The sequence below is a fragment of the Streptomyces sp. LX-29 genome, assembly GCF_029541745.1.
In the GTDB taxonomy this organism is placed as follows: Bacteria; Actinomycetota; Actinomycetes; order Streptomycetales; family Streptomycetaceae; genus Streptomyces.
This window is the reverse complement of the sequence record NZ_CP089746.1, coordinates 7,027,671-7,040,273: the sequence shown is the minus strand read 5'-3', so window position 1 is coordinate 7,040,273 and position 12,603 is coordinate 7,027,671. Positions and strand designations below refer to the sequence as shown.

2 protein-coding genes are annotated in these 12,603 nt (G+C 76.7%); both read right to left on the bottom strand.

What is annotated here, in order from left to right:
- Positions 1-32 precede the first annotated feature (32 nt).
- Entirely contained in the window at positions 33-5,957 is a 5,925-nt protein-coding gene (locus LRS74_RS29475) for a type I polyketide synthase (protein WP_277743841.1), read from the bottom strand.
- Between the two features lie 25 nt (positions 5,958-5,982).
- Complete coding sequence (locus tag LRS74_RS29470) at positions 5,983-12,591, bottom strand: type I polyketide synthase (protein ID WP_277743840.1); 6,609 nt, start codon at positions 12,589-12,591, stop codon at positions 5,983-5,985.
- Positions 12,592-12,603 lie beyond the last annotated feature (12 nt).

The following is a 12,603-nucleotide window of genomic DNA, read 5'->3' as shown; positions in this document are numbered from 1 at the left end:
TGTGCCGGACGCGCTGCCGGTCCCGCTCGCGGTCACGAGATGCCGAGCTCCTTCTCGATGAAGTCGAAGACCTCGTCGTCCGCCGCCGCGTCCAGATCACCGCCGGTGAGCGACGGGGCGTCGTCGCCCGCGGTGCCCTGCCGCTCCGCCCACTGCGCGGCGACGGCCCGCAGCCGGGTGCTGATCCGGGCGTGGTCGGGGTGGTCGGCGGCGACGCCGGAGAGCACGGTCTCCAGGAGGTCCAGCTGTTCCAGCACGGGGCTCGCGGCCGGCTGCCCGTCCCGTGGCAGGCTCGCCCCCAACCGCGTGGCCAGGGCGGTGGAGTTCGGGTAGTCGAAGATCAGCGTGGCGGGGAGCCGCAGACCGGTGGCCGCGGTCAGTCGGTTGCGCAGCTCGACGGCGGTCAGGGAGTCGAAGCCGAGCTCCTCGAAGGCCCGGTCGGCGGGGATCTCCGCCGCCGTGCCGTGGCCCAGCACCTGGGCCACCTGGGTGCGCACGAGCTCCAGCAGCGCCTGGTCGCGCTCGGCCGGGGACAGCCCGGCCAGCCGCGCCGCCAGCGCGGCCGCGGAGTCCGCCGGGGCGGCCCCGCGCGGGGCGCCGGGCGCTCCGACGAGCCCCCGCAGCACCGGCGGCACGTCGTCGGGCGCGGTGCGCAGCGCCGCCAGGCTGAGCCGTACGGGCAGCAGCAGCGGGCGGTCCTGGGCGAGCGCGGTGTCGAACAGGGCCAGGGCGTCCTCGCTGGACAGCGGCAGCACACCGGAGCGGCGCATCCGCCGCAGCGCGGCCTCGTCCAGGTCGCCGGCGAGGCCGCCGTCCGCCTCCCACAGGCCCCAGGCCAGGGACAGCGCGGGCAGCCCGAGCGCCGCGCGGTGCTGCGCCAGGGCGTCCAGGAAGACGTTGGCCGCCGCGTAGTTGCCCTGCCCGGCGCCGCCCAGGGTCGCGGCCGCCGAGGAGAACAGCACGAAGACCGCGGTGTCGCCGGCGAGTTCGTGCAGATGCCAGGCCGCGTCCGCCTTCGCCCGCAGCACGGCCTCGACGCGCTCCGGGGTGAGGCCCTCGATCACCGCGTCGTCCACCACCGCGGCGGCGTGCACGACCGCGGTCAGCGGGTGTTCGGCCGGCACCGACGCCAGCAGCCGGGCCAGCGCCGTCCGATCGCCCACATCGCAGGCGGCCACCGTGACCTGGGCGCCCAGTCCGGTCAGCCCGGCCGCCAGCGCCTCGGCTCCGGCGGCGTCCGGTCCGCGCCGGCCGACCAGCAGCAGCCGTCGCACGCCGTGCTCCACGACCAGGTGGCGGGCGAGGGCGGAGCCGAGCGCGCCGGTGCCGCCGGTGATCAGGACGGTGCCCTCGGGGTCGAGCGCGGGGGGCGTGGAGCGCGTGGCCGGGCGGGTCTGCTTCAGCCGGGGCACCAGCAGCCGGTGGCCGCGCAGGGCCAGTTGCGGCTCGTCCCCGGCCGCCGCCGCGAGCAGGGCGGGGAGTACGGGGTCGCCGGCGCCGCGGTCCGTGGCGAGGCCCCGGGCGAGGTCCGTGTCGAGGTCCAGCAGCGCGAACCGGCCCGGGTGCTCCGCCTGTGCGGCCCGCAGCAGCCCCCACAGCGGCGCCTGGGCGAGCTCCGGCAGCCCGTCGTCCGGACCGGTGGCCACCGCGCCCCGGGTCACCACCACCAGCCGGGAGGCGGCGAAGCGCGCGTCGGCCAGCCACGACCGCAGGACGGACAGCGTGTCGTCCACCGCGCGGCGCACGGACTCCGGCATCGGCCGCGCCCCGTCGCGTACGTCGGTGCCGTCTCCGCCGGGGGTGCTGTCTGCGCCGTGGGTGCCGTGGGTGCCGTCGGCGCCTTCAGCGGGGCCGTCCGGAGTGCCGGGCCGGGTCAGGAAGACCACCTCGGGTACGGGGGCGCCGGCGGAGACCGCCTCGACGAGCGCCGTCAGGTCCGGGTAGCCGCCCGCCCGGGGGCCGCCGGCGTCGGCGGCTGCCGCGCCGGGCGCCGGCATCGTAGCCGCCCCGCCGACGACGGCCCAGGTGGCGCCCGCGGCGGCCGAGGCCGGCGGGGCCGGCGTCGGCGCGGGCGTCCATTCCAGGTGGAAGAGTGCGTCCTGCCGGGCGCGGCCGGCGGCGCGCAGCTGCTCCAGGGAGACGGGCCGGGCACGCAGCCGCTCCACGGCCGCGACCGGTGCCCCGGTGGCGTCGGCGACCAGCAGCGACGTGCCCTCGGGCCCGGCCGGTGAGACGCGCACCCGCAGGGCGGCGGCACCGCCCCCGTGGAGCGAGACGCCGCTCCAGGAGAACGGCAGGCGGACCGTGTCGCCGGTGTTGCCGACGAGGCCGGCGTGCAGCGCCGCGTCCAGCAGCGCGGGGTGCACCCCGTACGCCCCGGCCTGCCGCCGCTCCGCTTCGGGCAGGGCGACCTCGGCGTAGACGTCGTCGCCGGAGCGCCACAGGGCCCTCAGGCCGCGGAAGGACGGGCCGTAGTCGAAGCCGTGGTCGGCGACGGTGGCGTAGAAGTCGTCGATGTCCACCGGCTGCGCCTCCGGTGGCGGCCAGGGGCCGCCCAGGTCGGCCGAGGCCGGCTGTCCACCGGGGGCCAGCACCCCGCTGGCGTGCCGGGTCCAGGCCCGCTCGGCGGCCGCGGTGTCGGCGGCGTCGGCGCGGGAGTGGAGGCTGACGGGCCGTCGACCGGACGGGTCGGGCGCGCCGACGGTCAACTGCACCTGGACGCCGCCGCGCTCCGGGAGGATGAGCGGCGCCTCCTGGGTGAGCTCCTCCACGCTGCCGCAGCCCAGCCGCTGGCCGGCGCGCAGGGCGAGCTCCAGGTAGGCGGTGCCGGGGACCACCACGGTGCCCAGCACCACGTGGTCGGCGAGCCAGGGGTGGGAGGCCGCCGACAGCCGGCCGGTGAGGACCAGACCGTCCCCGTCCGCCAGGGAGACGGCGGCACCCAGCAGCGGATGGTCGGCGGTGTCCAGGCCCAGCCCGGCGGCGTCGGCCGGGCCGCCGTCCGTCGAGGCCAGCCAGTGTCGCCGGCGCTGGAAGGCGTACGTGGGCAGGTCCAGCCGCTCCCCGGCCGCGCCCCAGTCGGTCAGCAGCGCCCGCCAGTCCACCGCGACGCCCCGGACGTGGGCCCGGGCCACCGCCGCGAGCGTGGACTCCGACTCGGGCCGGTCGCGGTGGAGCAGCGGCACGGCCACGGCGGGCGCGGGGCCGGTCGCGGCGAACGCGCCCTCGGTCGAGGTGTCGGGCGCGGTCGCCAGGCGGTCCAGCCCGTCCTGCGCCATGGTCGACAGCACGCCGTCGGGGCCCAGTTCCAGGAAGGTGGTCACGCCCTGGCGGGCCAGGTGCGCGACGCCGTCGTGGAAGCGCACCGTCTCCCGCACGTGCCGGACCCAGTACTCCGGCGAGCACACCTGGTCGACGGTGACGGGCAGGCCGGTGAGGTCCGAGATGAGCGGAAGGGTGGGCTCGTGGAGCGGCACACCGTCCAGGACGGCGCGGAACTCCTCCAGCATGTCGTCCATGCGCGGGGAGTGGAAGGCGTGGCTGACCTGGAGCCGCTTGGTGCGCCGGCCCTCGGCGTGCAGGCGCGCGGTGATGCCGAGCACGGCGTCCTCGGCCCCGGAGACCACCACGGACTCCGGGCCGTTGACGGCGGCGATGCTGGCGAGGTGCTCCTGCCCCTCGAGCAGCGAGAGGATCTCCTCCTCGCCGGCCTGCACGGACACCATCAGCCCGCCGGGCGGCAGCGCCTGCATCAGCCGGCCCCGCGCCGCGACCACCGTCACGGCGTCCTCCAGGGAGAACACCCCGGCGATGTGCGCGGCGGCCAACTCGCCGACCGAGTGGCCCAGGACGAAGTCCGGGCGCAGTCCCCACGAGGCGACGAGCCGGAACAGCGCCACCTCCAGGGCGAACAGCCCGGCCTGGGTGAAGGCGGTGTCGTGGAGCAGCCGGGCCGGCGGCTCGCCCGCGTCCGCGAACAGGATCTCCCGCACCGAGCGGCCCAGCCGCGCGGAGAGCCGCTCGGACACCTCGTCCAACGCCCGCGCGAAGACCGGGAAGCGGGCGTAGAGCTCTCGGCCGGCACCGGCGCGCTGCGCTCCCTGGCCGGTGAAGAGGAACGCCGTGCCGCCGCGCGCGGGCGCGTCGTCGACCAGGACGTGGGGCGCGGCCGCGCCGCTCCGTAACGCCTCCAGTCCGGCGAGGAGTTCGTCGCGACCGGCGCCGAGGACGACGGCGCGGTGCTCCAGCGCCGCCCGCGAGGTGGCCAGGGACCAGCCGACGTCCGCCGGGCGCCACTCGGGGTGCGCCCCGGCAGCGTCGCCCAGCCGGGCGGCCTGGGCGCGCAGCGCCTCGGCACCCCGCGCGGAGACCAGCCACGGGAGGACCGCCGGGGGCTGCGACGGCGTGACGCCACCGGGGGTGTCGGGGTCATCGGAGGTGTCGGGGTCGTGCGGCAGGCCGGTGTCGGGGCGCGCCCCGGCCTCCCGGCCGGTACCGGATCCGGTTCCCGCGGCCGGCGCCGTCCGCGGCTCCGGCTCGGATTCCGACTCCGGCTCCGACTCCGGTTGCTCGACGGCCTGTTCCAGGATCACATGGGCGTTGGTGCCGCTGATGCCGAAGGAGGAGACCGCTGCCCGGCGCACGCGTCCCGTCTCCGGCCACGGCCGGCGCGCGGTGAGCAGCGCCACCCCGCCACCGGCCCAGTCGGCGTGCGGCGTGGGCTCCTCGGCGTGCAGGGTGGCGGGCAGCTCTCCGTGGCGCAGCGCCAGCACCATCTTGATCACGCCGGCGGCGCCGGCGGCGAGCTGGGTGTGGCCGATGTTGGACTTCACCGAGCCCAGCCACAGCGGCCGGTCGGCCGGCCGATCCCGGCCGTAGGTGGCCAACAGGGCCCGCGCCTCGATGGGGTCGCCGAGGGTGGTGCCGGTGCCGTGCGCCTCCACGGCGTCGACCTGGTCCGCCGCCAGCCGCGCGTCGGCCAGCGCCTCGCGGATCACCCGCCGTTGGGCGGAGCCGCTGGGCGCGGTCAGCCCGTTCGAGGCGCCGTCCTGGTTGACCGCGGAGCCGCGGACGACGGCGAGCACCGGATGCCCGTTCCTGCGGGCGTCCGAGAGCCGCTCGACCAGCAGCATGCCGGCCCCCTCGCCCCAGCCGGTGCCGTCGGCGCCGGCGGAGAACGCCTTGACGCGGCCGTCGGCGGCCAGCCCGCGCTGCCGGCTGAACTCCACGAACATGGTGGGGGCGCCCATCACCGCGGCCCCGCCGGCCAGCGCCAGCGAGCACTCGCCGCGGCGCAGCGACTGACAGGCGAGGTGCAGCGCCACCAGGGACGAGGAGCACGCCGTGTCGATGGTGATGGCGGGGCCCTCGAGCCCGAAGGTGTAGGCCAGCCGGCCGGAGGCGACGCTGACGGTGGTCCCGGTCAGCAGATAGCCCTCGGCGCCCGCGGCCGCCTGGTGGTGGCCGCTCCCGTAACCGAGCGGCGAGGCGGCGACGAAGACACCGGTACGGCTGCCGCGCAGCGTCTCCGGGTCGATCCCGGCGCGCTCGAACGTCTCCCAACCGGTCTCCAGCAGCAGCCTCTGCTGCGGGTCCATGGCGAGGGCCTCGCGCGGACTGATGCCGAAGAAGCCGGCGTCGAACCGGTCGGCGTCGTGGACGAAGTAGCCGTGTCGGGCGTAGCTCTTGCCCGGCCGGTCCGGGTCGGGGTCGAAGAGGCCGTCCAGGTCCCAGCCGCGGTCTTCGGGGAACTCCGAGACCGTGTCGGTGCCGGTCGACAGCAGCCGCCAGAACTCCTCCGGCGAGCGCGCGTCGCCGGGGAAGCGGCAGGCCATGGCCACGATCGCGATCGGTTCCCGCTGCGCCTCGGTGAGCTTGCGGTTCTGCTGCTTCAGCCGCTGGTTCTCCTTCAGTGACGTCCGCAGCGCTTCAAGGACCTTCTCCTGTGATGCCGTCATCGTCGTCTCCGCACTCCGAACGCGATCAGAGGTCTGTGCCGTCGAGCGCCATGCTGACGAGGTCGTCGGCGTCCATGGCGTCGATGGAGTCCGCCGGGTCCGCCGCCGTGGCGCCGTCGTCCGCCGGACCGGTCCCGCCGCCGTACCCGGCGAGTTCGAGCAGCGCGTCGGCGAGTCCCGCCTCGCGCAGCCGGGACAGCGGGATGGTGGCGAGCGCGGCGCGGATCTCCGCCTCCACGGACGCCTCCCGCGCGGCCTGCGCGGCCTCCTGCCCGGTGTCGGGGCTCAGTTGGGCCCGTAGCTCCTCGGCCAGGGCGGCGGGGGTGGGATGGTCGAAGACCAGGGTGGCCGGGAGGCGCAGCCCGGTGGCGGCGCCCAGCCGGTTGCGCAGCTCCACCGAGGTCAGCGAGTCGAAGCCGAGCTGCTTGAACGGCTGGCCCGGCTGGACCGCCTCCGGGGAGGCGTGCCCCAGCACCGTCGCGGTGTGCTCCCGGACGAGGTCCAGCAGCGCCCGGCCGCGCTCGACGGCCGGCAGCGCGGCCAGTCGACGGGCGAGGGCCTCGGCGCCCCGGGGGTCGGCCGAGTGCTCCACGGTGCGTCGCGCGGGCGCGCCGGCGAGTCCGCGGAGCAGCGGGGGGACGCCGGTGTGCGCGGCGGAGGCGCGGAGCGCCGCGACGTCCAGGCCCATCGCCACCAGCAGCGGCTGGTCCGCGGTGCGCAGGGCGGCGCCGAACAGCTCCAGTCCGTCCGCGTCGGACAGTGGGGTCACCCCGGACCTGCGCATCCGGTCCCTGGCGGTCTCGTCCAGGTGTCCGGTCATGCCGCTGGCCCGCGCCCACAGCCCCCAGGCCAGGGACAGCCCGGGCAGCCCCGCGGCCCGCCGGGCGTGCGCGAGCGCGTCCAGGAAGGCGTTGGCGGCCGCGTAGTTGCCCTGTCCGGCGCCGCCGAGGGTGGCGGCGGAGGAGGAGAAGAGGACGAAGGCGGCCAGGTCGGCGTCGCGGGTCAGCTCGTGGAGGTTCCAGGCCGCCTGGATCTTGGGGCGCGCCACGGCGTCCACCTGTTCGGCGGTGAGCGAGCCGATCACGCTGTCGCGCAGCACGCCCGCGGCGTGCACGACGCCGGTGAGCGGGTGCTCCGGCTCGATGGCGGCGAGCACCCCGGCCAGGGCGTCCCGGTCGGCGGCGTCACAGGCGGCCACGGTCACCCGGGCGCCGAGCGCGGTCAGTTCGGCGTCGAGCTCGGCGGCGCCCTCGGCCGCCGGGCCCTGCCGGGAGAGCAGCAGCAGCCGTCGTACGCCGTGCTCCGCGACCAGGTGGCGGGCGACCAGGCCGCCCAGCACCCCGGTGCCGCCGGTGATCAGCACGGTGCCCTCGGGGTCCAGGGCGCGCGGCATGGTGAGCACCACCTTGCCGATGTGCCGGGCCTGGCTCATGAACCGGAAGGCGTCCAGACCCCGGCGTACGTCCCAGGTGGTCGCCGGCAGCGGCCGCAGCACCCCGCGCTCGAAGAGCGCCATCAGCTCGGCCAGCATCTCGCCGATCCGCTCGGGTCCGGCCTCGATCAGGTCGAACCACTGGTAGCCGATCCCCGGATGGGCGGCGGCGACCGCGTCGGCGTCCCGGATGTCGGTCTTGCCCATCTCCACGAACCGGCCGCCGTCGCGCAGCAACCGCAGGGACGCGTCGACGTACTCGTGGGCCAGGGAGTTCAGCACGACGTCCAGGCCCCGGCCGGCGGTGGCGGCGCGGAAGGCGTCCTCGAACTCCAGGGAGCGGGAGGAGGCGATGCGGGCGTCCTCGATCCCCTGGGCGCGCAGCGCGTCCCACTTGGCGGGGCTCGCCGTGGTGAACACCTCCGCCCCCAGGTGCCGGGCGAGCTGCACCGCGGCGATGCCGACGCCGCCGGTGGCCGCGTGGATCAGCACCGACTCTCCGGGGCGGACGTCCGCGAGGTCCACCAGGCCGTAGTAGGCGGTGAGGAAGGCGATCGGGACGGTGGCGGCCTCGCTGTAGGTCCAGCCCTCGGGCATCCTGGCGACGAGTCGCCGGTCGACGACCGCGACCGGTCCGAAGCAGCCGGGCACCATGCCCATGACCCGGTCGCCGGGCGCCAGGTCGGTGACGTCCGGGGCGGTCTCCAGCACCACGCCGGCCGCCTCTCCGCCCATGACGTCCTGGTCGACCATGCCGAGGCCGAGGAGCACATCGCGGAAGTTCATCCCGGCGGCGTGCACGGCGACCCGCACGTGCCCCGGCTTCAGTGGCGCCGTCGCCTCGGGGCTCGGCAGCAGGGCCAGGTTCTCCAGGGTGCCCTTGGCGGTGACGTCCAGCCGCCAGGCGCCGGGCTCGCGCGGCGGTCGCAGGGCGTGGCCGGCGTCGGCCCGCGCGAGCCGCGGCACCAGCACCTGCCCCGCGCGCAGCGCGAGTTGCGGCTCGCCGCTCGCCAGGGCGTACGACAGCGGCTCGGGCGCGGGGGCCGTGCCGTCGACGTCCAGCAGCACCAGCCGACCGGGATTCTCGGTCTGCGCGGAGCGGACCAGCCCCCACACCGGGGCGTGCGCCAGGTCCCGTACGGACTCGCCGGGGGCGGCGGCCACGGCGCCGCGGGTGAGGACCACCAGCCGGGTGGCCGCGAGCCGTTCGTCGGCCAGCCACTCCCGCAGCAGTGCCAGCGCGCGGTGGGTGACCGCGCGGGCGGCCTCGGCGGGGTCGGCCGGCGGAAGGCCGATCCCAGGTTCTCCGGTCCTCGGATCCGGGGTCCGTGGTCCGCCGTCGAAGGTCACGAACACCGCGTCCGGCGCGGCCTCACCGGCGGCGAGCGCCGCGGTCAGCGCGGCCGGGTCGGCGTGGTGGTCCAGGATGGTCCCCGCGGTGGTCCGCGGGGCGGCCGTCCGGTCGGGGCCGAGCAGGGCCCAACGGGCGGGGGCGGGCGCCGTGGCCGGGAGCGGCAGCGGAGTCCAGTCCACCCGGAGCAGCGGATCGCGGGGGCCGCCGTCGGCGTCCCGCAGTCGCTCCGCCGAGATCGGGCGGCTCACCAGCGACTCCACCGTGGCCACCGGTGCCCCGGTCGCGTCCGCCACCACCAGGGACACCCCGTCGGGACCGGCGGGTGTCGACCGGACCCGGAGCGCGGTGGCGCCGGTGGCGTGCACCGCCACCCCGGTCCAGGAGAAGGGCAGCCGCACCGTTCCGGTGGCGTCCGGGGACGGCTCGGGGGTCGGCGCCGTCCCGGGGCCCGAGCCCGTCGTCCGGGTCGCCGCGGCGAGGTGCAGGGCCGCGTCCAGCAGCGCCGGGTGGAGGGCGAACTCCGCGGCGGCCGCGTGCTGTGCGGGCGCCAGCCGCACCTCCGCGAAGAGCTCGTCCCCGCGCCGCCAGGCCGCCCGCAGTCCCTGGAAGGCCGGGCCGTACCCGAGCCCGTCGGCGGCGAGTCGCTCGTAGACGCCGTCGAGCGGCACCGGCTCCGCCCCGGGGGGCGGCCAGGCCGTCAACTCCCCGCCGGCCGCGAGGTCGCCGGTGGTCAGGAAACCGGTCGCGTGGCAGGTCCACGGGGTCGCGTCGGCGTCCGCGGCCCGGGAGTGCAGGCTCAGCGCCCGCCGTCCGCCCTCGTCCGGGGCGTCGACCGCCAGTTGGAGGTGGACACCGCCCCGCTCCGGCAGGACCAGCGGCGCCTGGAGCGTCAGCTCGTCCAGCACCGTGCAGCCGACCTCGTCACCGGCCCGCACGGCGAGCTCCACCAGCGCGGCCCCCGGCACCACCACCGTGCCCCACACCGCGTGGTCGGCCAGCCACGGCTGCGACTCCACCGACAGCCGGCCGGTGAGCAGCAGCCCGTCGTCGCTTGCGAGCGGCACCGCGGCGCCGAGCAGCGGATGGCCGGTGGCGCGCTGCCCGACCGCGCCCACGTCGCCGGTGGTCGCCGGCGCGTCCAGCCAGAAGCGACGGCGCTGGAAGGCGTACGTGGGCAGCTCCACCCGTCGCGCCCCCGCGAAGGCCCGCTCCCAGGCGATCGGCACGCCCAGCGCGTACGCCTCGGCCAGGGAGGTGAGGAAGCGCTCCGGGCCGCCCTCGTCGCGGCGCAGCGAGCCGACGGCGGCGGCGTCCTCGATGGCCATGGTCAGCACCGGGTGCGGGCTGGCCTCGACGAACACGCCGAGGCCGTCGGCGACCGCCGCCCGCACGGCGGTGTCGAAGCGGACGGTGTGGCGGAGGTTCCGGTACCAGTAGGCGGCGTCGAGCTCGACGGTGTCCAACAGGCCGCCGGTCACCGTCGAGTAGAACGGCACCCCCGCGGCGCGCGGGGCGATGGACGCCAGGTCGGCTCTCAACACCTCCTGGAGGCGGTCCACATGGGCGGAGTGCGAGGCGTAGTCCACCGGGATGCGCCGGGCGCGCTCGTCCCGCTCCTCGCACTCGGCGAGCAGCTCGTCCAGTGCCGCCGGGTCCCCGGAGACCACTGTGGCGGACGGGCCGTTGACGGCGGCGACGGAGAGCCGGTCGCCCCAGCGCGCGAGCCGCTCGCGCACGGTCTCGGAGGGCAGGGCCACGGACACCATGCCGCCCGCGCCGGAGAGCGCCAGCAGCGCCTTGCTGCGGAGGGCGACCACCTTCGCGCCGTCCTCCAGCGACAGCGCCCCGGCGACACAGGCCGCGGCGATCTCCCCCTGTGAGTGCCCGATGACGGCGGCCGGCTCCACCCCGTACGCACGCCACAACTCCGCCAGGGAGACCATCACGGCCCACAGCGCGGGCTGCACCACATCCACCCGGTCGTACGAGGGCGCGCCGTCCGCGCCGCGCAGCACCTCCTCCAACGACCAGTCCACATACGGCGCCAACGCCTCACCACACGCCGTGATCCGCTCCCGGAACACCGTCGAGGAGTCCAGCAACTCCACCGCCATGCCCGCCCACTGCGAGCCCTGACCGGGGAAGACGAACACCGCCCCACCGCGACCGGCGGCGTGTCCCGTCACCACGCCGGGCGCTCCGCCCGTCCCGGGGCCTCCGGCGAGGCTCTCCAGGCCACGGAGGAGCGTTTCGCGGTCCGCGCCGACGACGACGGCGCGGTGCTCCAGCGGTGAGCGGCCGGTGGCGAGGGACCAGCCCACGTCGGCCGGCTGCCACTCCGGATGCGCGAACACCGCCTCCCGCAACCGCTCGGCCTGCGCCCGCAACGCCTCCGCCGACCGCGCCGACACCACCCACGGCACCACACCCGGCACCCCGGCCGACCCGGTCGCCACCTCCTCCTCCGGCGCCTCCTCCAACACCACATGCGCGTTGGTACCGCTCACCCCGAACGACGACACCGCCGACCGCCGCGGACGGCCCGTCTCCGGCCACACCCGCTCCTCCGTCAGCAACTCCACCCCACCGACCGACCAGTCCACATGCGGCGTCGGCTCATCCACATGCAACGTCCGCGGCAACACCCCATGCCGCATCGCCAACACCATCTTGATCACACCCGCCACACCCGCGGCCGCCTGCGTATGCCCCAGGTTCGACTTCAGCGAGCCCAGCCACAGCGGCCGGTCGGCCGGCCGTCCCCGACCGTACGTGGCCAGCAACGCCTGGGCCTCGATCGGATCGCCGAGCTTCGTCCCGGTCCCGTGCGCCTCCACGGCGTCGACGAGGTCGGCCGACAGGCCGGCGTCGGCGAGGGCCCGGCGGATGACACGCTGCTGGGAGGGGCCGTTGGGAGCGGAGAGGGCGCTGCTCGCGCCGTCCTGGTTGACCGCGGAGCCGCGGATCACCGCGAGCACCCGGTGGCCGTTGCGGCGGGCGTCGGAGAGCCGCTCCAGCAGCAGCATGCCGACGCCCTCGCCCCAGGCCGTGCCGTCGGCCGCCGCGGCGAAGGACTTGCAGCGACCGTCCGGGGCGAGGCCGCGCTGCCGGCTGAACTCGATGAGGCTCCCAGGGGTGACCATCACGGTGACGCCGCCGGCCAGGGCCAGCGTGCAGTCGCCGCGGCGCAGCGCCTGCGCCGCCAGGTGCAGGGCGACCAGCGAGGAGGAGCAGGCCGTGTCCACCGTGACGGCGGGGCCCTCCAGTCCCAGGGTGTAGGCGATGCGCCCGGAGGCGACGCTGCCGGAGTTCCCGCTGCCCAGGAAGGCGGCGACGGCCTCGTCCACCTCCGTCAGCCGGGCGGCGTACTCGTGGTACATGAGGCCGGCGTAGACGCCGACCGGGGCGCCGCGCACGCTCGCCGGGGCGACCCCGGCCCGCTCCAGAGCCTCCCAGGCGGCCTCCATCAGCAGCCGCTGCTGGGGGTCCATGGCCAGCGCCTCGCGGGGGCTGATGTCGAAGAGCGCCGGGTCGAACCGGTCCGCGCCGTCGATGAAGCCGCCGGTGCGCACATAGGAGGTGCCGGGTCGGGTGGCGTCGGGGTCGTAGAAGTCCTCGACGCGCCAGCCGCGGTCCGCGGGCGGCTCGCCGATGGCGTCCTCGCCCGCGATCGCCAGCCGCCACAGCGCCTCCGGCGTGTCCACGCCGCCCGGCAGCCGGCAGCTCATGCCGATGATCGCGATGGGTTCGCGCTCGGCCTCCTCCAGCTCCCGCACGCGGCGGCGCGCCTCGGTGAGTTCGGCGGTCGCCCACCGGAGGTGGTCGCGCAGCCTGTCTTCGTTTGCCACTTGAGCCAGCTC

What these genes read in the sequence shown, in the direction of transcription:
- LRS74_RS29475 (WP_277743841.1), bottom strand. Translation starts at nt 5,957, where the DNA reads ATGACGGCATCACAGGAGAAGGTCCTTGAAGCGCTGCGGACGTCACTG.